This window comes from Acinetobacter sp. XS-4 (assembly GCF_023920705.1).
Lineage (GTDB): Bacteria > Pseudomonadota > Gammaproteobacteria > Pseudomonadales > Moraxellaceae > Acinetobacter.
The window spans coordinates 3,075,239-3,102,018 of record NZ_CP094657.1 but is presented as its reverse complement, the minus strand read 5'-3'; the positions used below and the strand labels follow the sequence as shown (position 1 = coordinate 3,102,018).

27 protein-coding genes are annotated in these 26,780 nt (G+C 38.4%); 16 read left to right on the top strand and 11 right to left on the bottom strand.

Features of this window, described 5'->3' with window-relative positions:
* Window positions 1-24: 24 nt before the first annotated feature.
* On the bottom strand, window positions 25-1,206 hold the full coding sequence (rubB, locus tag MMY79_RS14410) for a rubredoxin reductase RubB (RefSeq protein ID WP_252609677.1): 1,182 nt from the start codon (window positions 1,204-1,206) through the stop codon (window positions 25-27).
* 92 nt (window positions 1,207-1,298) lie between these two features.
* Window positions 1,299-1,463, bottom strand: a complete 165-nt coding sequence (gene rubA / locus MMY79_RS14405; protein WP_000760495.1) for a rubredoxin RubA — start codon at window positions 1,461-1,463, stop codon at window positions 1,299-1,301.
* A 435-nt stretch (window positions 1,464-1,898) separates the two neighbouring features.
* On the opposite strand from rubA, the gene MMY79_RS14400 reads away from it, so the two are divergent.
* Window positions 1,899-2,339 carry an SRPBCC domain-containing protein gene (locus MMY79_RS14400; protein WP_252609676.1) on the top strand — a complete coding sequence of 147 codons (441 nt, stop codon included), beginning with the start codon at window positions 1,899-1,901 and terminating at the stop codon, window positions 2,337-2,339.
* A 53-nt stretch (window positions 2,340-2,392) separates the two neighbouring features.
* Here MMY79_RS14400 and MMY79_RS14395 read toward each other — a convergent pair whose 3' ends face one another.
* Complete coding sequence (locus MMY79_RS14395) at window positions 2,393-2,881, bottom strand: YqiA/YcfP family alpha/beta fold hydrolase (RefSeq protein WP_252609675.1); 489 nt, start codon at window positions 2,879-2,881, stop codon at window positions 2,393-2,395.
* A gap of 258 nt (window positions 2,882-3,139) precedes the next feature.
* On the opposite strand from MMY79_RS14395, the gene lysS reads away from it, so the two are divergent.
* The 5 genes from lysS to cysN all read left to right on the top strand — a co-directional run bounded on the left by lysS (window position 3,140) and on the right by cysN (window position 9,230).
* Window positions 3,140-4,669, top strand: coding sequence for a lysine--tRNA ligase (lysS, locus tag MMY79_RS14390; RefSeq protein WP_252609674.1), 1,530 nt, complete (start codon window positions 3,140-3,142; stop codon window positions 4,667-4,669).
* A 185-nt stretch (window positions 4,670-4,854) separates the two neighbouring features.
* Window positions 4,855-6,300: a capsule assembly Wzi family protein gene (locus tag MMY79_RS14385; protein ID WP_151743947.1), complete on the top strand. Its 1,446-nt coding sequence runs from the start codon at window positions 4,855-4,857 to the stop codon at window positions 6,298-6,300.
* A 286-nt stretch (window positions 6,301-6,586) separates the two neighbouring features.
* A complete protein-coding gene (locus MMY79_RS14380; protein WP_004641805.1) occupies window positions 6,587-6,685 on the top strand; it encodes a hypothetical protein in 99 nt (32 codons plus the stop codon).
* Window positions 6,678-7,586: a sulfate adenylyltransferase subunit CysD gene (gene cysD / locus MMY79_RS14375; RefSeq protein WP_004641806.1), complete on the top strand. Its 909-nt coding sequence runs from the start codon at window positions 6,678-6,680 to the stop codon at window positions 7,584-7,586. Before MMY79_RS14380 ends, cysD begins: the two co-directional genes overlap by 8 nt.
* A 30-nt stretch (window positions 7,587-7,616) precedes the next feature.
* Window positions 7,617-9,230: a sulfate adenylyltransferase subunit CysN gene (gene cysN / locus MMY79_RS14370; protein WP_252609665.1), complete on the top strand. Its 1,614-nt coding sequence runs from the start codon at window positions 7,617-7,619 to the stop codon at window positions 9,228-9,230.
* Window positions 9,231-9,281: 51 nt separating this feature from the next.
* On the opposite strand, the gene MMY79_RS14365 is transcribed toward cysN, so the two are convergent.
* On the bottom strand, window positions 9,282-9,830 hold the full coding sequence (locus tag MMY79_RS14365) for a DUF2239 family protein (protein ID WP_252609663.1): 549 nt from the start codon (window positions 9,828-9,830) through the stop codon (window positions 9,282-9,284).
* A 222-nt stretch (window positions 9,831-10,052) separates the two neighbouring features.
* Between MMY79_RS14365 and MMY79_RS14360 the strand changes: the two genes are divergently transcribed.
* On the top strand, window positions 10,053-10,565 hold the full coding sequence (locus tag MMY79_RS14360) for a hypothetical protein (RefSeq protein WP_252609661.1): 513 nt from the start codon (window positions 10,053-10,055) through the stop codon (window positions 10,563-10,565).
* Window positions 10,566-10,606: 41 nt separating this feature from the next.
* Here the strand turns inward: MMY79_RS14360 and MMY79_RS14355 are convergent, their stop codons facing one another.
* From MMY79_RS14355 to MMY79_RS14345, 3 genes are all read right to left on the bottom strand, one after another.
* Window positions 10,607-11,944, bottom strand: a complete 1,338-nt coding sequence (locus tag MMY79_RS14355) for a CitMHS family transporter (RefSeq protein WP_252609659.1) — start codon at window positions 11,942-11,944, stop codon at window positions 10,607-10,609.
* A 568-nt stretch (window positions 11,945-12,512) separates the two neighbouring features.
* On the bottom strand, window positions 12,513-13,838 hold the full coding sequence (locus tag MMY79_RS14350; RefSeq protein WP_252609657.1) for a hemolysin family protein: 1,326 nt from the start codon (window positions 13,836-13,838) through the stop codon (window positions 12,513-12,515).
* 110 nt (window positions 13,839-13,948) lie between these two features.
* A complete protein-coding gene (locus MMY79_RS14345; protein ID WP_003653025.1) occupies window positions 13,949-14,938 on the bottom strand; it encodes a LysR family transcriptional regulator in 990 nt (329 codons plus the stop codon).
* A 587-nt stretch (window positions 14,939-15,525) separates the two neighbouring features.
* On the opposite strand from MMY79_RS14345, the gene MMY79_RS14340 reads away from it, so the two are divergent.
* A complete protein-coding gene (locus tag MMY79_RS14340) occupies window positions 15,526-17,130 on the top strand; it encodes an isocitrate lyase (protein WP_252609648.1) in 1,605 nt (534 codons plus the stop codon).
* A gap of 58 nt (window positions 17,131-17,188) precedes the next feature.
* On the opposite strand, the gene MMY79_RS14335 is transcribed toward MMY79_RS14340, so the two are convergent.
* Entirely contained in the window at window positions 17,189-17,659 is a 471-nt protein-coding gene (locus MMY79_RS14335; RefSeq protein WP_252609646.1) for a copper resistance protein NlpE, read from the bottom strand.
* A gap of 188 nt (window positions 17,660-17,847) precedes the next feature.
* Window positions 17,848-18,171: a hypothetical protein gene (locus MMY79_RS14330; protein ID WP_224973617.1), complete on the bottom strand. Its 324-nt coding sequence runs from the start codon at window positions 18,169-18,171 to the stop codon at window positions 17,848-17,850.
* Between the two features lie 201 nt (window positions 18,172-18,372).
* Between MMY79_RS14330 and MMY79_RS14325 the strand changes: the two genes are divergently transcribed.
* The 8 genes from MMY79_RS14325 (at window position 18,373) to MMY79_RS14290 (ending at window position 24,134) form a co-directional block, all read left to right on the top strand.
* The gene (locus MMY79_RS14325; protein ID WP_252609644.1) at window positions 18,373-19,248 is read left to right on the top strand and encodes an urease accessory protein UreD; all 876 of its coding nucleotides are present in this window, start codon (window positions 18,373-18,375) and stop codon (window positions 19,246-19,248) included.
* Window positions 19,249-19,348: 100 nt separating this feature from the next.
* Window positions 19,349-19,651, top strand: coding sequence for an urease subunit gamma (ureA, locus tag MMY79_RS14320; protein WP_252609634.1), 303 nt, complete (start codon window positions 19,349-19,351; stop codon window positions 19,649-19,651).
* 11 nt (window positions 19,652-19,662) lie between these two features.
* Window positions 19,663-19,971, top strand: coding sequence for an urease subunit beta (locus MMY79_RS14315; RefSeq protein WP_013198608.1), 309 nt, complete (start codon window positions 19,663-19,665; stop codon window positions 19,969-19,971).
* A gap of 37 nt (window positions 19,972-20,008) precedes the next feature.
* Window positions 20,009-21,709: an urease subunit alpha gene (gene ureC / locus MMY79_RS14310; RefSeq protein ID WP_252609632.1), complete on the top strand. Its 1,701-nt coding sequence runs from the start codon at window positions 20,009-20,011 to the stop codon at window positions 21,707-21,709.
* A 72-nt stretch (window positions 21,710-21,781) separates the two neighbouring features.
* The gene (gene ureE, locus MMY79_RS14305; protein ID WP_252609624.1) at window positions 21,782-22,264 is read left to right on the top strand and encodes an urease accessory protein UreE; all 483 of its coding nucleotides are present in this window, start codon (window positions 21,782-21,784) and stop codon (window positions 22,262-22,264) included.
* Window positions 22,251-22,916, top strand: coding sequence for an urease accessory UreF family protein (locus MMY79_RS14300; protein ID WP_252609622.1), 666 nt, complete (start codon window positions 22,251-22,253; stop codon window positions 22,914-22,916). The genes ureE and MMY79_RS14300 overlap by 14 nt, the downstream gene beginning before the upstream one ends.
* A 24-nt stretch (window positions 22,917-22,940) precedes the next feature.
* The gene (gene ureG, locus MMY79_RS14295; protein WP_002117800.1) at window positions 22,941-23,555 is read left to right on the top strand and encodes an urease accessory protein UreG; all 615 of its coding nucleotides are present in this window, start codon (window positions 22,941-22,943) and stop codon (window positions 23,553-23,555) included.
* 9 nt (window positions 23,556-23,564) lie between these two features.
* Window positions 23,565-24,134 carry a HupE/UreJ family protein gene (locus MMY79_RS14290; protein ID WP_252609620.1) on the top strand — a complete coding sequence of 190 codons (570 nt, stop codon included), beginning with the start codon at window positions 23,565-23,567 and terminating at the stop codon, window positions 24,132-24,134.
* 42 nt (window positions 24,135-24,176) lie between these two features.
* Here the strand turns inward: MMY79_RS14290 and rsmD are convergent, their stop codons facing one another.
* On the bottom strand, window positions 24,177-24,728 hold the full coding sequence (rsmD, locus tag MMY79_RS14285) for a 16S rRNA (guanine(966)-N(2))-methyltransferase RsmD (RefSeq protein ID WP_252609618.1): 552 nt from the start codon (window positions 24,726-24,728) through the stop codon (window positions 24,177-24,179).
* Window positions 24,728-26,740, bottom strand: a complete 2,013-nt coding sequence (gene mrdA, locus MMY79_RS14280; protein WP_252609608.1) for a penicillin-binding protein 2 — start codon at window positions 26,738-26,740, stop codon at window positions 24,728-24,730. Before mrdA ends, rsmD begins: the two co-directional genes overlap by 1 nt.
* Window positions 26,741-26,780 lie beyond the last annotated feature (40 nt).

The window sequence follows — 26,780 nt, the reverse complement described above, 5'->3', positions numbered from 1 at the left end:
AACTGAGTATTCCTGATACAAACCTTATGCTTGGGCTGGAATAAGATCTGGAACAAGCTTAGTTAAAGTTAAGCGTTGTTTACCTGCGGTTGCACCTAACAATACAAAACCACGCAATGTTCCTTCATTGTCAATTGCTTTGGCAAGCATACCATCGTCGAATTCTTCTGTTTCCCAGTTCACTTCTACATCAACTGGAGCAGGCAAAACTGTGAGTGGAGCTGCTGGCGTTTTTACTGCAACTGGCATAGCAGGGTAGTGCACAGCAGTTTGTTGTCCACTAAGTGTTTTTGCGAGGGCACGAGCCTGCTGCATAATCGGCATTACATATGGAAGTAAAGTACCGTTTACTTCTGCGCAGTCCCCAATTGCGTAGATGTCTGCTTGGTTTGTTTCCAGTAAACCATTGGTAATAATTCCACGGCTCGTTTGAATATCCGCACTTTTAGCAAGTGAAATATTTGGCTGTAAACCAATCGCAGAAAGAACAAGGTCCGCAACCAATGTTTGTCCGTTTGCGAGTGTTATCGCATAGTCTTCGCCATTATTAATTTTGCTTACTTTTTCAACCGTGGTTCCGAGTGCAAACTTTACTCCAGCTTCCTCAAGATTTTGCTGAAAAGCAGAAGCAATATGTCCTGGAAGTAAACGGCCTAATGGTTGAGGAGCTAAATCAATCACTGTGATGTCATATTCACTATGCAGTAAGTCGTTGGCAAATTCACAACCAATTAAACCAGCACCTAAAATAACAACACGTTTGTCTTTGCGCTGAGCTAGATTTTCACGGAAAGCGCGGTAATCAATCAATGAGTTCACGACATGAATGTCATCGCTACCATCACCTGCAATTGCAAGGCGAATTGGGTTAGCACCTACGGCTAAAATCAGTTTTGAATAGGGTTGCTTTGACGTTACACCATCTTTTTCTAGAATAAGCTCATGATGCTCAGCTAAAATCTCTTTTACAAAAGTAAAAGGCTCAATACGCATATTGAGTTGAGTACCCATTTTAGCAGCATCACCTAATGGAATCTGCTCTGGTGCTTTTTTACCTGCAAATGCATTTGATAATGTTGGCTTTGCATAGTTCACTGCATCATCCGCACAAATCATCACAAGTTCTTGCTCTGGGCTAAGCTTACGGAACTCACGTGCTAAGGTATAACCCGCCATGCCTGATCCGATAATGACGATAGGATGCATTTTTTTCTCCAGAGTTAGAATTTTATTTAATACGGTGATTGGTAATATTCGTAAAAAAGACCATGTCTATCATGGCCTTTTACTTTACGTTCTTAGATTTCGATCATTTCGAAGTCAGCTTTTGAAACGCCGCAATCAGGGCAAGTCCAGTCATCAGGAATATCTTCCCATTTTGTTCCAGCTGCAATGCCGTCTTGTGGCCAACCTTCCGCTTCGTCATAAATCCATCCACAAACGATACATTGATATTTTTTCATGAGACTCTCCGCACTGATAAGTTTGCTCAAAGCTGCCTTTCAGTAAAACTATTCCATCTATTAATAATGTAACTACGATCCGGTCAATAATAACCAATGTGCCTTTGATCGGATATCAAATTTTTACGCAGTTCTACATTCAAAGTAAAGTAAATAACGGAGTTTAATCATTCGTAAGCAAAGATGAATGGCAGGTTAGGACAAATAACTGGTTATTTAGGCAAAACTTGGCCATAAACGAATAATAACTAATGCATTCTTATAATTAATTTTATTTTTTAAAATATCATGAAATAAAGAGTCCTCATCATTTAAAAGATTCATCTCATATGAAAGCTAAATAACAACAAACTATGACGCTACAGAATGTCATGATTAAAACCGAAAATTAAAATTTGCTGTCATTTCAGACGGTATAAATCAGGGAAGTGAAAAATGGAAAATTTAGTATATGAAGTTGAAATTGATGCTCCTATAGAAAAAGTGTGGGACATACTTTGGAATGGCGAGACATATAACGCATGGACGAAATTCTTTGCACCAGATTCGTCCATGCGTACTGACTGGCAAATAGGTGGAAAAACTTATTTTCTTGATGGTGAGGGAAATGGGATGGTTTCTACCATTGAACAAATGCAAAAACCGGAAATATTGATTTTTAAACATTTAGGCATGATTAAGGAGGGTAAAGAAGATTTAGAAAGTGAAGAGGTTAAAGGTTGGAGCGGTTCCTTAGAAAAATATTTTCTAAACCAAAAAGATAATATAACCACTTTAAAAGTTGAATTGGCCACCTTGCCCGAATATATGGGTATGTTGAAAAGTGGCTTCGTTCAAGGTTTCGATGTGGTTAAAAAAATGGCAGAAGCCAAATAGAGCTTCTTTTATTCACGTATAAACCAGTTTTTCAATAATCAAACGATGTAAGTTTAGGCCAAATATTTTTTATAAATTTTTATAATCAGATCATTAATTCGAGAAGGATAGGCTAAGCGATGATGTCCACCTTCAAAAGTTTCAATATTCATATAAGGAGCAAGTTTTTCTTGAACCTGATACATATCAAGTTGCTCATCTCCTAATTCTAAATAGGCCATTTTAGGATTAGAGAGTATGAGTTCTTCTTCAGAAAGCTGAGGGTAGTCTGCCCGAAAATTAGGCGTAAGACTTGGATTTGCCACAATCACAGCTAATTTATGTTGAGCGGCGGTTTTTAGAGCCCAATAGCCTCCAATGCTATGACCCACCAATAAATCTGGTTTGATCGTCTGAATAGCCTGATGGTAAAAGTACTCAACAGATGCATAACTTAAGTTACGATAATCGACGTCAATACAAAATTTTTCAGGATGTAAAATGGCATGGAACTTTGTTGATTCACGGGAAGAATCCAAGCCATGTAAAAATAGAATTTTCATTATTTACGACACAATCTCATTGATAAAATAAAAGGCAAATAGGGCCTTTCGAATATCGAGGTTATTTGGATTTTTTTATATTTTACTAAATGCTTTAAAAAATGATCTTAGCGATTGGTCTAAGTCACTTTGTCTTTAAAAAGTGGTGTTTTGTTTTATAAAATTGTCTTTTTTCAATTTTGTTTGATTGAAATCATTCGAAAAACTCCCGTAATCTGTTAGGATATAGCACTTAATTTTTACTTAATCGAGGCAGAGATGACGCAACAAAACGCTCAATCGACTTCTGAACCAACTATTTCCGAAAACGATTTAATTGCACAGCGTCATGCCAAATTAAAGCAAATCCAAGATGTTGCGAAGGAAACTGGAAAGAGTCCTTGGCCGAATACGTTTAAGCGTGAACATTACGCTGCTGATCTACAAGAACAATTTAAAGATCAGTCGAAAGAACAAATTGAAAGCGCTGAGCATGTCTATGTGAAAATTGCTGGTCGTGTCATGTTAAACCGTGGTTCTTTCATGGTTATTCAAGATATGACAGGCCGTATTCAGTTATATGTTGACCGTAAAGGTTTACCAAAAGATATTCTTGAGACTATTAAAGGTTTAGATCTTGGTGACATTATTGCTGCCGAAGGTTATATCGGACGTTCAGGAAAAGGTGACTTATATGTTCACCTTGAAGCTTTTGAACTTCTTACAAAATCTCTTCGTCCGTTACCAGATAAATTTCATGGCTTAAATGACACAGAAGTTAAGTATCGTAAACGTTATCTTGACTTAATTGTGAATGAAGAAACACGTAAAACTTTTGAAATCCGTGCCAAAGTTGTTGCAGGTATTCGAGCATTCTTAAACAATGAACGTTTCATGGAAGTTGAAACGCCAATGATGCATGTGATTCCGGGTGGTGCATCTGCACGTCCGTTTGAAACACATCACAATGCTTTAGATATGCCGTTATTTTTGCGTATTGCACCTGAACTTTATTTAAAGCGTTTGGTTGTTGGTGGTTTTGAACGTGTGTTTGAAATTAACCGTAACTTCCGTAATGAAGGTGTTTCAACACGTCACAACCCTGAATTTACAATGATCGAGTTTTATCAAGCTTACGCTGATTATAAAGACTTGATGGAATTAACTGAAAACATGCTTGAAAAGTTGGCCTTGGATATTTTAGGTACAACTGATGTGCCTTACCAAGGTGAAGTATTTAGCTTCAAAGGACCATTCAAGAAAATCTCTATGTCTGATGCGATTTTAGAGAATAACCCACAATTTACACCTGAAAATGTTGGTGACCGTGAGTTCCTTGCTCAATTTATTCGTGAAGAATTAAAAGAACAAGTTAAGCCTGGTTTTGGTTTAGGTAAGCTTCAAACGATTGTATTTGAAGAAACTGTTGAAACTAAACTTCGTCAGCCAACATTTATTACTGAATACCCAGCTGAAACATCTCCACTCGCTCGCCGTAATGATGACAATCCACATATTACTGATCGTTTTGAGTTTTTCATCGGTGGCCGTGAATTGGCAAATGGTTTCAGCGAGTTAAACGATCCAATTGATCAAGCTGAACGTTTCCAAGCTCAGGTTGCAGAGAAAGATGCTGGTGATGATGAAGCAATGCATTATGATGCAGAGTTCGTTGAAGCGCTTGAGTATGGTTTACCACCTACAGCTGGTGAAGGTATCGGTATTGACCGTTTAGTAATGTTATTTGCTGATGCACCAAGTATTCGCGATGTAATTTTATTCCCGCACATGCGTCGTAAAGAAGGTTAATGCTCTAAAGACAAAAAAGGCAGTATTTATACTGCCTTTTTTATTACTTTTATATCTCAAAAACTTACCTATCTATACTAATCTTAAGATAGCGTTAAAAAATGTAATTGCACAGTTTAACAATTGCAAAGTTGTGATAAAAAATTTAAGGTGTTGCTTATAAATAACTTTGAGAATTGGCTGGCATGTTTCTAAGAAAAACACTTTCAATTGCAATATTGGCAACTGCTTCATCCGCTATTTTTGCACAAGGTTTAGTGCTAAATAATGAGGACTTACGTACAGACTTAAATTGGTTGAATCAACAAGGTGTTATCAAGATTAGCACCTCAACTTGGCCGTTAAGTGGTGATGAAATCCAAAGAGCACTCTCTCAAGCACAAGTGACGCATCCAGCTCAACAAAAAGTTATTAATTCAGTTCTTGATGCATTAAAAGCAGATAACAATACGGTTAAAGTGGGTGCTTTTGCTGAAACCGATAGCAAAAATATTCCGCAAGCATTTGGTGATAACCAAAAAGCTCAATATCAAGGTTCTTTAGAGTTTAATGCAGGTGGTGAAAACTGGGATGCAAAAATCCGAGTAAATGCAGAAAAAGACCCACAAATTGATAATGGTCAAGATGTGAATGTTGAAGGCTCATATGTTGCTGGTAAACTTTGGAATCAGTGGGTTGTTGCGGGTCAAATTCCAACATGGTGGGGGCCTGGCCATGATGGTAGCTTAATTCGTGGTGATGCTAGTCGCCCAGTTTATGGTGTAACGGCTCAACGTGCTGTACAAAATGCCTTTGATACAAAATGGTTATCTTGGATTGGGCCTTGGCAATATCAAGCTTTTGCTGGTCAATTAGATGACTATAAATCAGTTCCAGATGCTAAGTTAATTGGCTTGCGTGTAACTGCACAACCATTACCATATATTGAGTTAGGCGCATCGCGTGCGATTCAATGGGGTGGTGATGGACGTCCTGAAAGTTTTAGTTCTTTATGGGATGCATTTGTCGGCAATAAAGATAATGGCGGAACGGGTGAGCCAGATCCATCAAACCAAATTGCTGGCTTTGATGGTCGCTTATTATTACAACCACTATTCCAAGTTCCAGTTAGCATCTATGGACAATATGTAGGTGAAGATGAAGCAGGCGGTTTGCCTTCTAAGAAAATGTACTTAGCAGGTGTGGACTATTCATCTAGCTACAATAACTTGCCTTATCAACTTTATGCAGAATGGGCAGATACACGTACTAATGGTGATGTAAGAGGTATCTCTTATGCTCATTCAACTTATAAAGATGGTTATTACCAACATGGTTACCCATTAGGTCACGCGATGGGTGGTGATGGGCAAATGTATTCAGTGGGTGGTGATATTCGCTTTGATGTCATGAACCGTTTAAGTGGTCGTGCAATGGTGGTTAAGGTTAATCAATCTAACTTGGCAATCAATAAAGCGTTCCCTAAAGATGATGAAATTAAAGCCCTTGATTTAACTTGGACACATTACATCAAACCTGATCTTCCATTAAAAATTAATGGTTGGGTAAGTGATTCTGATCTAGAAGGTAATGATGCAGGTGCATCTATTGGGATTGAAATTCCATTAGAACGTAAAATGTTCGGTTTCTAAGTTAGAACATGTTTTGGAAAAGAGAAGCTATAAATGCTTCTCTTTTTTTATGGTTTTTAGAGAAATCTAAAGAGCAGATCATGATTTGCTTAAGTTGGCTACACAAGCTACGATTGCTAAGTTGTGCAAGTGAATCAACATATTATATGTATATGATGAAATCGAATATCAATATGAAAAAACAAGCAAAAGAAATCGGTTTTAAATCACTATAATGCATAACTAATGCTATAAGCCATATAAAGGCTTGTGGTTGGATTATCTATTATGAAAAATTGGAGTTGTTATGGCACTCGTTCCTCCACATGGTCTTCTACGTGGTGGTTTAATACCACTTCTAGATTTTATGGGCAAAATGGATAGAGAAGGACGTGTTCATGACTGAATCAAGACTCACACATCTCAAGCAACTTGAAGCTGAAAGTATTCATATTATCCGTGAAGTTGCTGCTGAATTTGAAAATCCGGTTATGCTTTACTCAATTGGTAAAGACTCTGCGGTAATGCTTCATCTTGCGTTAAAAGCATTTTATCCAGCTAAACTTCCATTCCCATTATTGCATGTAGATACTGGGTGGAAATTTAAAGAGATGATTTCATTTCGCGATAACATGGCAAAAACACATGGCTTCGATTTAATCGTTCATCAGAACAAAGAAGGTCGTGAAGCTGGAATTAATCCATTCGATCATGGTAGTTCGAAATATACAGATATTATGAAAACCCAAGCTTTAAAACAGGCTTTGGATAAATATCAATTTGATGCTGCTTTTGGTGGTGCACGTCGTGATGAGGAAAAATCACGCGCGAAAGAACGTGTTTATTCATTCCGTGATAGTAAACACCGTTGGGATCCTAAAAACCAGCGTCCTGAACTTTGGAATCTTTACAATGGTAAAGTGAACAAAGGTGAAAGTATTCGTGTATTCCCTTTATCTAACTGGACTGAGTTGGATATCTGGCAATATATCTATTTAGAAAATATTCAAATTGTTCCTCTTTATTTCTCTGCTGTTCGTCCAGTTGTAGAGCGTAGCGGTACGTTAATCATGGTTGATGATGAGCGTATGCGTTTAAAAGAAGGTGAAGTTCCACAGATGAAGTCTGTACGTTTCCGTACGCTTGGCTGTTACCCATTAACTGGTGCAGTTGAGTCTGAGGCAGATACGTTACCTGAAATTATCCAAGAGATGCTTTTAGCCACGAGTTCTGAGCGTCAAGGTCGTATGATTGACCATGATGAAGCCGGCTCAATGGAAAAGAAAAAGCAAGAAGGCTATTTCTAAGACAATTTCTAAATTTGTGGAGTTTGAGCAATGTCTCATCAATCAGAATTAATCAGTCAAGATATCTTGACCTATTTGAAGCAACATGAACAAAAAGACCTTCTGCGCTTTTTGACTTGCGGTAACGTAGATGATGGTAAAAGTACTTTAATTGGACGTTTACTCTACGATTCAAAATTGATTTATGAAGATCAATTGCAAGCTGTAACCCGCGATAGTAAAAAAGTAGGAACTACGGGTGATGCACCAGACTTGGCATTGCTTGTAGATGGTTTACAAGCTGAGCGTGAGCAAGGTATTACCATTGATGTGGCTTACCGCTATTTCTCAACGGAAAAGCGTAAGTTTATTATTGCTGATACACCTGGGCATGAGCAATATACACGTAACATGGCAACAGGTGCATCAACAGCTGATCTTGCAATTATCTTGATTGATGCGCGTTATGGTGTGCAAACACAAACTCGTCGTCATACGTTTATTGCAAGTTTGCTTGGTATTAAAAATATCGTTGTTGCCATTAATAAAATGGACTTGGTTGAATATTCACCTGAACGCTTTACTGAAATTCAGATTGAATATGATGCTTTCGTAAGCCAATTGGGTGATCGTCGTCCAGCCAATATTCAATTTGTACCGATTTCTGCTTTAAATGGCGATAACGTAGTAAATGCTTCTGAGCATACAGCTTGGTACAAGGGTCAAACCTTGATGAGCATTCTTGAATCTGTGGAAATTAGTCGTGAATCAAACAAACACGAATTCCGTTTCCCTGTTCAATATGTGAACCGTCCAAACCTCGATTTCCGTGGTTTCGCCGGCACTGTTGCTTTGGGTGAAATCAACGTTGGCGATGAGATTGTTGCATTACCATCAGGTAAGCGTTCAACAGTTAAAGAAATCGTAACATTCGACGGAAATCTAGACCAAGCTGTTGCGGGTCAAGCGGTTACATTAACGTTGAATGATGAAATCGATATTAGCCGTGGTAACGTTCTAGTACGTGCAGGTGAGCAGCCATTAATTTCTCGTAGTGTTCGTGCTTCAGTAGTATGGATGAATGAACATCCACTGGTGAAAGGCAAGTTGTACAACGTTAAAATTGGTACACAGACTGTTCCTGCGAAAGTGACTAACATTCACTATCGTGTGAATGTAAATACGCTTGAACATACTCAAGTAGAAGAGCTTGAGTTAAATGCCATTGCAGATGTTGTTGTTGAATTCGATGCGCCAGTCGTATTTGATCAATATCAAGATTCACGATACACAGGTTCATTTATCTTCATTGATCGTTTAAGCAACGTGACAGTTGGTGCTGGTATGGTTGAGTCTGCGGTAGAGTGGACTGCGCATAGCAATCCTGTTACTGCTGAAGACCGTGCTGCGCGTTTAGGCCAAAAACCTGCGGTGATTGGGATTTCTGCACAGTTAATCGAGAAAGCTCAAGTTTTAGAAAGTTTATTGATTCAACAAGGTGTAGTTGCGATTGCAAAAGCCAACTTAACTGCTGAGCAAATTACTTTATTGCGTGAGACAGGTGTTGTGGTTATCACTACGGCTGTGGATGGCACAGATACAGAAGTTACTGCTGAAACCGTTGAAGAGGCAGCTGAAAAAGTTGTGGAATTAGTCCGTCTTTAATAGATTGAATTGATTTTGAAAAAACCCGCGTAAGCGGGTTTTTTATTGGGTTTAGAAAATACTTTGAGTTTTTAAAGTTAAATATTCTCTTAAATCTTTAGGATAGCTCTGAATCATCTTTAAAAATATATCTCGATCACCTTGATATAAGGCGCGTGTTGCTTCCTCATAATTTGGCATATTACCCAACATGGCAGACATAAAACGGTCGATGGCTTGTTTAGCGAGCATAATATTACCTTCAGAATTTGGGTTATTTAACTCTTTATCAATTAACTTACGAATTACTGCTGATGCACTCGCACTTTGTTGATCTAACCAATCCCAATGTTTTTTCTGTAAAGTGATTTCACGAGAAATTACTCCGAGTTTAGGTCGTCCAACTTTTTTAATTTCTTCTGGTTCAGCATAACGTTGTTGAAATTCTTGTTCCGAATCAGAAAGATCAAGATCAATTTGTTGACCTGTTTGATCATTAAAAATCAGAATATTTTCCATTGTTTTTGGAAGATCTTTAATTTTTTTTGCAAGTTCAATTAGGGAATCACTCGCAATAAGCGTGCTTCCAGTGAAAGCAGTATAGGTGATTTTAGTATTCATTTTAGCCGTATATTTTTATCTGGGTAAAATAATATTATCAGGGTAAAATTATTTTGGCAAATAATTAAAATTATAACTAAAGAATTATTTGATTTTATGAGTGTAATTTCTGAAGTTAGGACTATAAAAATAGTCAAGTTAATAGGCTATTTAAAATTTTACTCTGCTTTAGTAGTGCTTTTATGAGAGAATATGCCTTTAGTTTTATGTATAAGGACTCCTATGTTTGAGCAATCTCCTGAATCTTTAAGCGATATCGAAATTTTAGACATTTTACAGTCTATGAAAAAAGATAAGCTGGATGCGGAAGCAAATGAGATTATCCGTAATGGGGGAAAAGCTGGGCGTCAAGAAGCACATAAACAGGCTTTAGTTGCATTGAATGCAAACTTTGAAGAAAAGTTTGTAGAAGCTGCTACGCTGGCATTAGGTTTGAATTCAGGTCAGGCGAAAAAGATTCGTTATAAAAAAGACCGTATCCGTATTTTTAAAGCACGTGGTCTTGATTATTTAGCTATGGACGGGGCAGAAACCGCTCAGGTTTTAGCTCAAGTTGCTCAAGCGATTAGTCGTGAAGATGCGATCGTGACTGAAGGTCTACACAATATTTTTCCATTTTGGAAAGAAGGTTGGCCAATGGTGCAATTCGATAATGCCTATAAAATTTTAGAAGAAGACATTACATTGCATTTTCACATTGTGTTAGATCACTTAATTGAATATGTACAGAAATAAAAAAAGCCCCGATTGGGGCTTTTTTTATTGGATATGAATAATTAAAGCGTGCTAAAGAGTGGGAAAACACCAATCACTAAAGCAGTACCCATCAATACCATACAAGTTATAAATGCCCACTTGAAAGTGAACTTTTGATGGTCGGCAAAATCAACTTTAGCAAGACCGCATAACAAATAGGTTGATGGAACAAGAGGTGAGAGTAAGTGTACAGGTTGACCTACAATTGAAGCACGAGCAATTGCTTCCGCACTAATACCATAATGTGAAGCAGCTTCGGCAAGAATAGGTAAAACACCATAGAAGAAAGCATCATTCGACATGAAGAATGTCAAAGGCATACTCACTAAAGCAGTGATCGGTGCAAGATATGGACCCATGCTCGGAGGAATCATTGCGACGAATTCTTTAGACATCGCCTCAACCATACCTGTGCCAGATAAAATACCTGTGAAAATACCTGCTGCGAAAATCAAGCCTACGACAGCTAAGACACTGTCTGCATGCATTGCAATGCGTTTTTTCTGCATATCAACATCAGGGTAGTTAATGAGCATTGCAATACAGAACGCTAGCATGAACAACACAGACATAGGCAAAATGCCTTTGATCAAAGCAATCATAAGAATGATTGTGAGCACCATATTTACTTTACGTAAATGTGGACGAGTCGCTTCAGGATCTTTCGATACGGTAATATTGTCACCATGGTGAGTTTCAAGCTCAATAACACCTAAACGCTTTTGCTCGTAACGACCATATAAATATGCCAAGAAGAATAACCAGCCAATACTAATGACCATAGGAAGAATCATTGGTACGAAAATGTGGCTTGGGTCAACTTGCAGGGCGCTTGCAGCACGAGCTGTAGGGCCACCCCATGGTGTTAAGTTCATTACACCACTACATAACAGCATAAGTGCGGTCATGATGAGTGTGTTCATTCCTAAGCGTTGATAAAGTGGCAGCATCGCAGCCACACAAATCATATAGGTTGTTGAACCATCACCATCTAAAGAAACCATTGTGGTTAAGAACACGGTTCCTAGAGTGATTTTTAAAGGATCACCTTTAACCTTTTTCAAAATCCATTTAACCGGTGGATCGAAAAGACCTGCATCGATCATTAAGGCAAAATATAAAATTGCGAATAAAAGCATTACGCCAGTTGGCGCTAATTTTTTGATGCCATCTAGCATCATCTCACTGAGACCTTTGAGTTCAATATGATTCAAACTTTCAAAGTAGTGACCTAGGCCCCAAGCGATAAGAGAAAAAATAAATGGGATGAGAATTAAAGCAATAATAGGGCTTAAACGTTTGGACATGATTAAGTACATGAAGCACAAAATCATGCCAACACCAAGTAATGTCAGCATACAATCAATCCTTTGCCTATAGTTTTACTGAACAAGTTTATTCAAAACTCTGACCTTGGTTATTCTTATTAATTTTTATTAAAAAGACAAATAATATATTTAGTTTATTTGGTTAATATATATTCAGTTGGAGAGGTATATTTAGATGAAATACTGAACATATATATTAAGATTATAGTAAGCACATAATAAATGTAATTCATTATAATGGATTATAAAGGTTTTATAAAAATAAAAATTATATGATATTTTTTAAAATTATATATGTTTTAATGGGTGAAATGAGAAGAAGAACCATTTAAAGTCTTACTTTAAGTTAAGTTACATAAGTTTGGTGGTAATGTAAATTGGGGCTTAGTCGCTTCGTGCTAATTGGGATATATGGATTATTCTATTATTTTTCAGTATTTAAGATTTAATATAAGTGGTGATTTAAATAATATTGCTTTTAGATTAAAAGAGCAACTTGAATTTATGAATCTAAAATAATTATTACATATATTTGAAAAATTTATTTAGATTAAAAAATACCCCACATAAAATTGTGAGGTATTTAAATTAATATAAATCAGTTCTCATCAATTGATGTATGTATTTCGGTCTGTTCTAAAATTCGAGTTACAAGAAGTTGGTCAATTTTAAAATGATCGACATCGACTACTTCAAACTTGTATCCACCAAATTCTACAAAATCTGCTGGACGTGGAATTTTACGTAGGCGGTACATCATGAAGCCTGCTAATGTTTCATAATTTTCTTCATCAGGCATTTCATCAATTTCAAGTGCATGTCTTAAGTCATCAATTGGTGTACTGCCATCAATCAACCATGAGTTATTATCACGTTTAATGATTTGCTGCTCTTCCTCAATTGGAGTTACCCAGTCACCCATAACCGTAATCATAATATCGCTTAAAGTAATAACGCCTACGACAAGCGCATATTCATTTATTACAACTGCAAACTTTTCTTTTGTAGAGCGGAAACGATCAAGTAATTCCGAGAGGGTTAGAGTGTCGGGAATCATCAAGACAGTACGAATGGTTGATTCATTCAATTGAGTTGGGGATTGGTTATTTAAAATGCGAACCAGAAAGTCTTTGGCATCGACGTAACCAATGACCTGATCAATATTTTCATTACATACCAAAAATTTTGAATACGGATACTCTGCTAATTTTTGACGAATGCTATCTTCATGTTCATTTAAAGTAAAATAAACAACATTTTCACGTGTAGTCATGCTCGAAGGTACATTGCGTTCTTCTAATTCAAAAACATTCTCGATAAAGTGATGTTCTTGTTTTTGCAGTACACCTGCTTGAGCACCTGCATCCATTACTGCTGAAATATCATCAAAAGTAATGTTGTCTTCTCGGGTTGTATTCACTTTAAACAAACGGAATAGCAGGTTGGCAATTGCGTTAATTCCCCATGCTAAAGGTTTGCAAATCTTAATAAAAACCTGAATTGGATTAATAACACTAATTGCAATTTTTTCAGGTGCAATCATAGCCAAACGTTTTGGCATAAGATCGGCAAATAAAATAAACAGCGATGTCACTAAAGTAAAGGAGAGGGCAAAGCCGATTGTTTGTGTCCAAGGGCCTGCGTAGAAACGGTCCACTAAAGTGACGAAATAAGGACGAAAAGCAGCTTCACCCAAAATACCGCCTAAAATCGCGACTGCATTTAGACCAATTTGAGACGCTGCAAAAAAGTCAGCAGATTGTTCTTGTAAATCTAGTACTTGTTGGGCACGTTCTTCACCCGCTTCGGCTAGAATTTTTAGCTTAACTTTTCTGGCACCCGCTAGTGCAATTTCAGTTAAAGATAAAAAGCCTGCTCCGATGATAAGCAGTACGATGATAATGATATTTTGAAAGAGACTCACAAATCACCTGAGATTCATCATTATTATGACTATGTTTTAACATAAAAAAGCGCTGAGGTAATCAGATTGATTGCTCAGCGCCTGAAATCGACAATTAAATTAAAATTTATTTAATAGTGAGAAAATTGTGAATTGTTGGTTAGAAATTCACGGTTTTCCTCTTCAATCATTTGACGAGCAACAAATAAGATAAGTTGGCGCAGCCAGCGATGAGCAGGGTGATGATGTAACAATGGACACCAAGCCATTTTAAGCTCGAACTCTGGAATATAAAAAGGAGGATCCTTTATAACCAGTTTAGGGTTCTGTGTTTGTAGGCGCGCCATCCGTGTTGGGAGGGTGGCAATAAGGTCTACGTTTTGAGCAAGTAACGCTGGCATTTGGTAGTGGCGAGTAAATACAGAAATTTTACGACGCTGACCAATACGTTCTAATGCTTGATCAATCCAACCTAAACCACCTTGTTTGTCGGGGTTTACGCCAAAACCTACACCCATACCTGTTTTAGAAACCCAGATATGTTGTGCATCTAAATAGCTTTTCAAATTTAAATGCGTCACAGCAGGGTGTTTGTCATTCAGAATACAACTGAAACTATCACGCCAAACTAAAACTTGGTGGAAACTTTGTGGTATTTCATTAAATCTATTAATTGCGAGATCAACTTTACCTTGCTCCATGTCTCTATAAGACACATCACTTGGTGTAAGAAAATCAAGAACAACGTTTGGAGCTTCAGAGCGTAGCGCTTTAACAAGACGAGGAACTAAAGTTGCCTCGGCATAGTCCGATGTCATAATGCGGAAAACGCGATTACTTGTATAAGGGCGGAATTCGGTACGGGGTTCCAAAATCATGGAAAGATCAGCAAGTGCATCACGAATACGAGGTTGTAATTCAAGAGCACGTTCTGTTGGAGTCATCCCTTCAGAAGAACGGATAAGAAGAGGGTCATTAAATAAATTACGTAAGCGACGTAAAATATTACTCATGGCAGGCTGAGTTACCCCAAGTTGTTCGGCTGCGCGTGTAACATTTTTTTCACGAAGAAGTACATCAAGATATATTAATAGATTAAGATCTACTCGCTCCAGATTCATAAAAAAAATACCGAAAATAAAACCCTGAAATTGTTTCAAATTATGCCATATCTAATAACTATTGTGTGAAAAAATGATGAGAAAAACGACATTTTTTGTAGGAATTAAGTAGGTGTAAAAGGTACTTCAAAGGCTCGATTTTATTGTCTTTGCTATGTTTTTAAGTATGAAGGTGACAAATAGAATATATTTATATATAACTTATTACTTTCTAGCATGAAAATTGACTTTTAACATTGGCGAAATAGCCTAATTTACAATTGACTTTTAAGGTTAAAAATGGGTGGAAAAAACTTCAGAAATTGTATAAAAATAAGACTTACTAAGTTTTTAGAATAAAATTCTATACTCCTTTAGAATAATTTTATTTTTATAAACAAAGTGTTAAAGTTTTTGGTTTTATCTATAATATCGATTTATCGGTACATTTTTTAAATAAATACTGAAGATTAATAAAGGATATTGGATTAATTGATTGGCTAAGTCTAAGCTGTGTTCATGAAGAAGCAGCTGGTGTCATAAGAAATTTAAGTACATGACTCTATGCTTTAATCGATGAAATCCTAAAATGAATACAGGACAATATCATGACTACATATCAAACAGCGATTGATGCAATCCGCGAACTAAAAGCAAAATTCGGTAGCACTTGGCGCGATATTAGCCCAGAAGATGCTGCACGTATGCAAATGCAAAACCAATTCAAAACTGGTTTAGACATTGCTAAATATACAGCTGCGATTATGCGTCGTGATATGGCTGCTTATGATGCTGACTCAAGCAAATACACTCAATCATTAGGTTGCTGGCACGGTTTTATCGCACAACAAAAAATGATTGCGAACAAAAAATACTTCGGTACTACTGAACGTCGCTATATCTACCTTTCTGGTTGGATGGTTGCTGCTCTTCGTTCTGAATTTGGTCCACTTCCTGACCAATCTATGCACGAAAAAACTTCAGTACCTGCATTAATCGAAGAAATCTACACTTTCTTACGTCAAGCTGACGCAAAAGAATTAAACGATTTATTCCGTGCGCTTAAAAAAGCAAACGAAGCTGGTGATACTGCTAAAGCTGCTGAAATCACTGCTCAAATCGATGGTTTCCAAACTCACATCGTACCAATTATTGCGGACATTGATGCTGGTTTCGGTAACGAAGAAGCGACTTACTTACTTGCTCGTAAAATGATTGAAGCTGGTGCTTGTGCGCTTCAAATCGAAAACCAAGTATCTGATGCTAAACAATGTGGTCACCAAGCTGGTAAAGTAACTGTTCCACACGAAGATTTCATCTCTAAAATCCATGCATTACGTTATGCATTCTTAGAAATGGGTCTTGATGATGGTATCATCGTTGCGCGTACTGACTCTGAAGGCGCTGACTTGACTCAAAAAATCCCAGTGGTTAAAGAGCCAGGTGACATTGCTTCTCAATACATCGGTTTCTTAGACACTGTTGAAATTGACATTGCTGATGCTCAAGAAGATGAAATCTTGATCAAACGTAATGGTAAATTACACCGTCCTAAGCGTTTGGCTTCTGGTTTATATCAGTTCCGTGCTGACACTCAAATTGACCGTGTTGTACTTGACTGTGTATCTAGCCTTCAAAATGGTGCTGACCTTCTTTGGATCGAAACTGCGACTCCAAACGTAGAAGAAATCGCTCACATGGTTAACCGTGTTAAAGAAGTTGTTCCAAATGCTAAGCTTGTTTATAACAACAGCCCATCATTCAACTGGACTTTAAACTTCCGTCAACAAGCTTACGACCGTTGGGTTGCTGAAGGTAAAGATGTATCGAATTATGACCGTGCTAAATTAATGAGCGCTGAGTACGATGCTACTGAATTAGCTGCTGATGCAGACGCTAAGATCCGTACATTCCAAGCAGATGCTTCTCGTGAAGCTGGTGTGTTCCATCACTTGATCACACTTCCTACTTACCATACTGCTGCTCTTTCTACTCATGAGCTTGCACAAGGTTACTTCGGTTCTGAAGGTATGTTGGCTTATGTTGCTGGCGTACAACGTAAAGAAATCCGCGGTGGTATCGCTTGTGTGAAACACCAAGCAATGGCGGGTTCTGACATCGGTGATGATCACAAAGAAATCTTCTCTGGTGACAACGCTCTTAAAGCACATGATGATGCTAAAAACACAATGAACCAATTCGCAGCTCACTAAGAATTGATTTCATAAAAAACCCGCTCACATGAGCGGGTTTTTTATGATTAAAAAATAATTATTTTTTCAATACATAGTGCTCAGCTAAAGAGCCCTCAATTTTCTTACCTTCCATATCTAAAGCAGTTGCCGTATTTTCACCAATAAAGAATTTACGGTTTTCGGATTTATCATCTAAGGTAATGATTGAAGTATTATCTTTGTCAAAAGTAAATGAACCATGGGTTTCAAATGGTTTCTTATCACCTTTGCCAAGATAAGTTTCGGTCAATTCATAAGTTTTATTATCTTTTAACTCTAACTCAGTTTTGATGCCTTCACAGTCTGCACATGGAAGAGTGCCTTTATATGTGCCATCCCAATCTAGTGAGTTTTCAGCTGTATGAGCAGTATCTACTGCATTGTTATTCACTTCAGTAGTTTGTACTGGAGCAGAGGCTTGAGTTGTTGTATCCGCTTTATTTTCGTTTTTGCTACAAGCAACAAGAAGGGCACTTACAAGTGCAACTGATAATAATGTTTTTTTCATGATGAACTAAACCTCGGAAAATAAATAAAAAAAGCAAACAACAGGCTATGAAATATAAGCGCTTAATAAAAGTTTAAGTGTGTAATTTAATTTTAACAAAAGGTAAAGTGAGTAAATTTTGGAATAATTATTAAAACAAAAATAAAAAGTAGGTATTCACTAAAACGATTTAATGAATACCTTATAAATTACGATTGCGCTGAAACTCCACCTAGAGAGTCACATGCTGATTTATAGAGTTGGTATTGTTGCTTTAAAACTTCATCTAGCGGCATATCGAATAATTCTTCACCATTTTTGTAGCTCTCTACGTATGAAGTTGCTTTTTCTTTACTTACCGCTAAAGATTGCTGGTAGTAAGAATTAATCGAGCTTGTTGCAAGCTGGCTTGTCTCAACATTTTTACATTCGAAATTATGCAGGATCTTTTCTGCACGTTTGACCTCACTAGATTGGCCAAAAATACATCCAGTTAAAAAGACAAGTGGGGTTAACACGAAAAAAAGTTTCATGGAGAGCAAGTATGGAAGCAACGGTGGGCGCTATTGTATAAACAATTCCATAAGTTACTGTGGTTTTATGTTAGACATTGATGATTTTTTAACTCATTAAAATCAAAAAATTGTATCTAATTTTATCAGTCGGCTTATTTTCATATTTGGTGCGTATTTTGCTTATAACTTTAAGCACTTATTTTGAACATATGAACCAGAATGAATCAGGTACAAACGTTTTCAAAAAACTCTTTAGCACCATTTTGGTATGCGCAATTAGAACTCGGATTTTATTTTGAAAATTCACGCACCATAATGTATCACAGAAAGCATCATGGCCCTGTTAGAGTGCAAAAAATGCTCTGGCCTGAAAGAACTGGTGTATGTCATGCCATTATTGTCCATCCACCAGCAGGAATTGCAGGAGGTGATCATCTTACTTTTGAAATTGAAACCAAAGATCAAGCTCATGCGGTAGTAACTACTCCGGGCGCGGGGAAATGGTACAAAACCAATGGTAAGCAAGCTTTTCAGCATATTCATTTGCATGTGAAAGATCAGTCCATTTTAGAGTGGGTTCCACAAGAAACGATGCTGTTTGATGGAGCTCTAGCACATTCAGAAACTCATATTCATCTTGATAGTGACGCAAGTTTTATTGGATGGGATATGTTAGTACTTGGGCGGCAGGCACGTGCTGAGCGTTTTGTTCAAGGGAGTTATCACAACCAGTTTAAGTTGTGGCGAGAACATCAGTTATTGGTTGCAGATACATTATATTTTGAAGGAGAAGATCGTTGGCTGAGTTCATGTTTGGGTATGAATAATCAAGCCGTAATGGGAAGTTTTTGGGCCGTCGCTCCTGAAAAATATCGTTCATCATTTTACTTAGAACAGCAGCTAGAACTCATTCGTGAATTGATGATGCGTATGCAAGCACCTGTCACATTAACATTATTGGATGATGTAGTTTCGGCCCGCTTTCTGGGAAATGATGTCCGACACTGTCATGACGCTTTTGCAGCCATACGAGCAAGATTAAGACGTTATTGGTTTGATTTAGATGAAGAATTTCCAAGAATATGGAAAACTTAAGTTACGTTAAATTGCGTATTTAAAAAACAGTCAAAACAAGTATGCTACTTTTGAGCACGTATTTTGCTTAAACAATATAAATGCAATTTAGGAAAGAGAAATGGAACTCAATCCAACAGAAAAAGATAAGTTACTCATTTTTACTGCAGGTTTAGTGGCTGAGCGTCGTAAAGCGCGTGGTTTGAGGCTGAATTATCCAGAAGCTATTGCTTTTATTTCAGCAGCTTTACTTGAAGGTGCACGAGACGGTATGACGGTCAGTGACTTGATGCATTACGGTACTACCTTATTAAAGCGCGAAGATGTGATGGATGGTGTGCCAGAAATGATTGCTGAGGTTCAGGTCGAGGCAACTTTTCCAGATGGCTCGAAATTAGTCACAGTCCATCAGCCAATCGTATAAAAGGAACGCTTATGATCCCCGGTGAAATCATTACTCCAGATGCTGATATTGAACTGAATGTTGGGCGGCAAACTTTAAAAGTTGTAGTTGCCAACATTGGTGATCGACCTATTCAGGTGGGTTCCCATTTTCATTTTTATGAAGCAAATGATGCATTACAGTTTGATCGCGAAATGGCGAAGGGTTTTCGACTGAATATTGCAGCTGGTACAGCAATTCGTTTTGAACCGGGACAAACTCGAGAAGTGGAGCTTGTTGCTTTGGTTGGTAAACGAGAGGTTTATGGTTTCGCAGGCCGCGTCATGGGCAAGTTGGATTAAACATAACAACGATAATGAAAGAGATGAGTAATAAGTTATGAAAATGTCACGTCGTGCATATGCTGAGATGTTTGGTCCAACGGTTGGTGATCGTATTCGTTTGGCGGATACAGAGCTCTTTATTGAAGTTGAGCAAGACTTAACGACTTATGGTGAAGAAGTTAAATTTGGTGGCGGAAAAGTTATTCGTGACGGGATGGGGCAATCACAGCTTTTGGCTGATGAAGTTGCTGACACGGTCATTACCAATGCTTTAATTGTGGACTGGTGGGGAATTGTTAAAGCTGACGTGGGCTTAAAAAATGGCCGAATTTGGAAAATAGGAAAAGCTGGAAATCCAGATATTCAACCAGACATTACGATTCCTTTAGGGGCTGCAACAGAAGTGATTGCGGGTGAAGGACAAATTTTAACAGCAGGCGGTATTGATACCCACATTCACTGGATTTGCCCTCAACAAGTTGAAACTGCATTAATGTCTGGTACAACAACCATGGTCGGTGGCGGTACAGGACCAGCAGCCGGAACTTCGGCCACCACAGTGACTCCAGGGCCTTGGCATATTGCGACCATGTTACAGGTGATTGACGATTTGCCTATGAATATTGGTCTGTTAGGCAAAGGTAATTTAAGTTTACCTGATCCAATTCGTGAGCAAATTAAAGCAGGAGTAATTGGCTTAAAGCTGCATGAAGATTGGGGTTCAACACCAGCAGCTATTGATAACTGCTTGAGTGTGGCGGACGAGTTTGATGTGCAGGTGGCGATTCATACAGATACTTTAAATGAAAGTGGTTTTTTAGAAGAAACTCTAGCTGCATTTAAAAATCGTACCATTCATACATACCATACTGAAGGCGCGGGTGGTGGGCATGCACCTGACATTTTAAAAGCGATTGGGCAAAGTAACGTATTGCCATCTTCAACTAATCCAACGCGACCTTATACGATTAATACCATTGATGAGCATTTAGATATGCTCATGGTTTGCCATCATTTAGACCCAGCAATTGCTGAAGATATTGCTTTTGCAGAAAGCCGTATTCGCCGTGAAACCATTGCTGCTGAAGATATTTTGCAAGATTTAGGCGCGATTGCCATGATGTCTTCGGACTCTCAGGCGATGGGGCGCGTAGGTGAAGTGATTTTACGTACTTGGCAAACTGCCCATAAAATGAAAATTCAACGTGGTCCTTTAGAGGGTGACAATGAATTTCATGATAACAATCGCGTTAAACGCTACATCGCCAAATATACGATTAACCCAGCAATTACACATGGTTTAAGCCATGAAATTGGCTCGATTGAGGTCGGAAAACTTGCTGATTTAGTGTTGTGGAAGCCAGCCTTTTTTGGTGTGAAACCTTCGATGATTATTAAAGGCGGCATGATTGCAGCAGCACCAATGGGTGATATTAATGCCTCAATTCCAACCCCTCAACCAGTGCATTACCGTCCAATGTTTGGTGCCTATCCACGTGGTGTTCATAACACCTGCATTACCTTTTTATCTCAAGCAGCGATTGATGAAAAAGTTGCTGAAAAATTAAACCTCAAGAAGCTAATTAGTCCGTGTAAAAACACACGCGAAATTAGCAAAACTGACATGAAACACAACACATATTGCCCTGTTATGCATGTACATCCTGAGACTTACGAGGTACGAGCTGATGGAGAGTTATTAACGTGTGAACCTGCTGATGTATTACCCATGGCTCAGCGTTATTTCTTGTTTTGATGAGTTTTGTCGAGGTAATTTGCCTCGTTAATTTATACATATGAATGAAATAAATAAGGAGAGAAGAGCTAAATGAAAATTTATACACAACGCCTTGAACATATTTCTCCTGATCAAGCATTTGAAACGGTTGAACTGACTTTTGATACACGCCAAAAATCCCGCTTTAGGGCGAGTTTAGCGAGCGGTGTAGATATTGGTGCTGATTTACCACGTACTGGCATTTTGCGTAGTGGCTCATATATTGCAACTCAACAAGGTGATGTACTACGTGTAGATGCTAAGCCTGAACGTCTGATGCAAGTCAGTGCAACAAGCGATTTTGATTTGCTTAAAGCGGCTTATCACTTAGGTAACAGACATGTGCCATTAATGTTGACACCTACAGCTTTATATTTTGAGCCTGATCATGTGCTTGCAGAAATGGTAGAGGGGTTGGGGCTTACAGTTTCAGAAACTGATCATCCGTTTGAACCTGAAAGCGGCGCCTATGCACAGCATAGTCATGACCACCGCTTAAGCCCAATCAAAGCTTTGCATCATGTCCATTCATAACGCAGCGCAATTACTTCAATTGCTGACATTGTCTTCTACGGCACTGCCAGTTGGAGCATATTGTTATTCACAAGGTGTAGAAACAGCCATCGATATTGGCTTAATACACGATGAAACCTCGGCAATTGCTTATTTTGAAGAAGTGCTGGAAATGCTGTTAGTACGGTTTGAACTACCAGTATTAAAACGTCTCATGCAACATCATGATGACCCAGATCAGTTTCTGGTTTGGGCAAATTTATATAAGGCAAGTCGTGAAACTAAAGAGCTTTTGGCAGAGTCTCAACAGCTGGCATTTTCTTTGAATGCGTGGATTAGAGATGTTTTAAAAAAAACTGTTGAAGTTAAAAAGCAGTTTGGTTTTGTGCCTGTTTATGCACAGCTCTGTGGTCGACTTGGGCTTAACGATGTTGACGTGCTCACAGCTTATACCTTTACCGTTTTAGAAAATCAGGTTCTGGCTGCGGTAAAAACTGTACCTTTAGGGCAAATGGCCGGACAAAGAATTTTATGGCACTTACATGGTTTGGTGCCCCAAGCTGTGGAAAAAGCTTTGCAACTTGTTGATGAGCAATTGAGTAGTGCTTTGCCCCGTTATGCAATGCTGAGCATGAAACACGAAACACAATATTCACGGTTATTCAGATCTTAAGTTTAGGAAAGAAGGATAAAAATCATGACAGAACGTAGTCCATTACGAGTTGGAATTGGCGGACCGGTAGGTTCGGGTAAAACTGCGCTTACACTTAATTTATGTTTAGCCTTACGTAATAAATACAACATGGCTGTGGTGACAAATGATATTTACACCAAAGAAGATTCAAACTTTTTAACCCGTAACGAAGCGATGTCGCCAGATCGTATTGTGGGGGTAGAAACAGGTGGTTGCCCTCATACGGCAATTCGTGAAGATGCTTCAATTAACTTGGCTGCAATTGATGATTTGTGTGAAAAGTTTGAAGGCTTGGAGCTTATTATTATTGAAAGCGGTGGTGATAATTTAGCTGCAACATTTAGTCCGGAGCTTTCTGATTTAACTCTATATGTGATTGATGTCGCAGGCGGAGAAAAGATCCCTCGTAAAGGTGGGCCCGGCATTACCAAATCAGATTTACTGATTATTAATAAAACTGACCTTGCACCAATGGTCGGCGCAAATCTTGATGTGATGGATCAAGATGCGAAACGCATGCGCGGAGAAAAGCCATTCTTATTTTCAAATATGAAAACCCAAGATGGTCTTGAAGAAATCATTCAATTTATCGAGAAGCAAGGGCTGTTTAAAGCTTAAGGAGAGATTATGAACTTCATTAAAAAATGGGGCATAGGGCTCCTTGCATTATTGCCAGCACTTGCAATGGCACACCCAGGACATGATCATGAACATTCGGGTTTTATGGCGGGTTTTATTCATCCATTTACTGGTTTAGATCATTTAGTCATGGCTTTGGCTTTTGGTGTTCTACTCTGGTCAGCAGCTAAGCAATGGAAAATTGCAGGTGTTATAACTTTAAGTGTTACTCTAATTGTTGGCTTTTTAATTGGTGCTCAAGGCTTAGTCCCTGTAAATGTTGCTGAATATGGAATTGTTGCTTCTTTAGTCGTTACAGCAATTGCACTATGGACAAAATCAAATCGGATTTTACCTATCGCTGCTGTATTACTTGCGAGTTTTCATGGCATAGCGCATGGTGTTGAATTAGCACACTCAGGCCATGTCGTTGCATTAGTAATGGGTATGGTTTCAGCTATGGCTTTAATTTATTGTGGTGGATTAGCATTAGGTGCTGCGCTTACACGATATGTGCCATATGGCAAAAAAATTGTAGGTGCTTGTGCGGCAATTGTTGCAGTGATTGGGTTAAGTTAGTCATCATTTCGAAAATAAAAGGTAGCGCTAGGCTACCTTTTTTTATTCACCTATTTTCTGATAAAGCCCTGCATGAACGGTACCAGCTTTCGTTGTTTTAACTTGTTGCCATGTTGAAGGGAGGAGAAGCTGAGATAAATCTCGGTCAGCCTCAACATAAATATACCCATTCTTTTTAATATGGGGCTCTGCTAAGTTTGAGAGCTCTTGCCATAAATCTAGACTATAAGGTGGATCTAAAAACACCACATCGAACTGTTCTTTTAAACGGGGTAAGGCTTGCTGAGCAGTTGCATTAATTAAATGACAGTTTTGGGCTTTTAATAGCTCAACATTATCTTTTAAAAAACGTGCCTGAGTTTTGTCTGGTTCAATCATATAAACTGACGCAGCACCACGTGACAATGCTTCAAAACCTAATGCGCCAGAGCCTGTGCAAATATCAAGCACATGCGAATTTTGAATATCCCACATGAGCCAGTTAAATAGAGTTTCACGTACCCTGTCTGGAGTTGGGCGTAAACCCTCAATGTTAGCGAAGGGAAGTACTCGTCTTTTCCATTCGCCACCAATAATGCGTAATTGATTTTTCATTATTCATCGATCTCATTGGTTGCAGGACGAGCTGGTGTAGCCTGTGGTGTTGAGGCTGCAGGTGTAGTTGACGTAGCTGCTGCTGGACTAGAGCTTTCAACACCGTTTGAGAGTTCACCTGGCTTAATTCCAGCGGTCATCAGCCCACCATTGACTTGATGGTTTGCTGGTCGGACTGGGTTTTTCTTACGAGTTAATAACCAGTAGTCAAAAATAGGTTTCGCAAGTTGAGCAGCAGAACCACCATGACGACCATTTTCCCAAATCACGGCAATTGCAATTTCTGGCTTATCAGCAGGTGCAAATCCAACGAATAAACCATGGTCAAGTTGGCGTTCGCTCAAGGCTGATTCATTGTAGCGTTTACCCTGTGCAATACTTTTAACTTGTGCAGTTCCTGTCTTTCCTGCAATTTGATAGAGAGGTGTACGAATGCCTCGGCCAGTACCTGATTGAATTACGTCAATCATGGCATCGCGCATTTGAACCCAGTCTTCATCCGTTCCATTGAAGTTAATTTTGCCATCAGGTGCATTACGTACAGTAAATGGTTTTGCACCATGAGTTGAACGTAAAACATGAGGGGTGACATGAGAACCATGATTGGCTGTAATTGCAGTCGCCATAGCAAGTTGTAAAGGTGTAGCTGTAAATGCACCTTGACCAATACTCACAGAAATTGTTTCGCCCTTCATCCATTTGGCTTTGCGAGTACGCATTTTCCATTCAGGATTTGGATAAAGACCTTCGCTTTCACTTGGTAAGTCGACACCTGTTTTTTGACCGAACCCAAATTGACGCATCCATTGGTTCATCTGATCAATACCCATTTGATGGGCAAGAATATAAAAATAGGTATCACATGACATAATGATGGCTTTATGCATGTTTACGATGCCATGACCAGTTTTTTTCCAGTCGCGGAATTTATGAGAATCACCAGGTAAGTGGAAATAACCAGGGTCAGAAATTGCTGTTGACCAGTTTACAATACCGTAGTGTAAGCCACCCATTGCTTCCATTGGTTTAATGGTAGAACCTGGTGGATATGCACCTTGTACAGCACGGTTATAAAGCGGTTGATCTAAACTATCACGTAAAGAACTATAATCTTTATGATTAATACCAGTCACAAATAAATTAGGGTTGAAACTTGGACTAGATACTAAAGCCAGAATTTCACCAGTACGAGGGTCGATAGCGACAATGGCACCACGACGGCCTGCGAGCTGTTGAGACGCAACAACCTGTAAACCATAATCTAAAGATAAATAGAGATCATTGCCACGAGTAGGGTCTTTGCGGCCTAAATGGCGCAATATGTTGCTGTGGGCATCTGCTTCAACAGATTCATAACCTGGTGTGCCGTGTAGCAAATCTTCATAGCTTTTCTCAACTCCAATCTTTCCAATTAGGTTAGTTCCAGCATATAAATCTTTATCAATACTTTTTAATTCTTTATCGTTAATACGCCCGACATAACCAATCACATGAGCAAATAATTCACCATGCGGGTAATAACGGGTCATTTGCGTTTCGATTCTTACGCCAGGAAATTTATATTTAGCTTCGCTGAACTTTGCAATATTGGCTTCAGTTAAATTAAGTTTAATCGCGACACGTTCAGTTTTTCGAGCAGTTTTTATACGACTTTTGAAGCGGTCAATATCTTCTTGTGTGAGATCTAAAATAGGCTGTAGCTGTTCTACAACATGGTCGGCATCTTCCACATCTGTTTTACTTAATGTTGCTGTAAAAACAGGATAATTATCTGCCAGTAATACACCATTTCGATCATAGATATAACCACGAGCTGGTGGAAGTGGTTGTAAGCGAATTCGGTTTTTATCAGATGCAGTAGAAAATTCGTCGTAGTGAAAAATTTGCAAATAAGCGTATCGGCTAATCAGCACTAATAAGCAAACGATAACCAGACCTACGGCAAAAAAGATTCGTCCTCGATAAATGCGCTTTTCTTGCTGGATATCTTTTAAAGGAAAGTGCTGCTTCATAAGGATCGACTTAATGACATAGGGTGGAAAAATAGCTGCT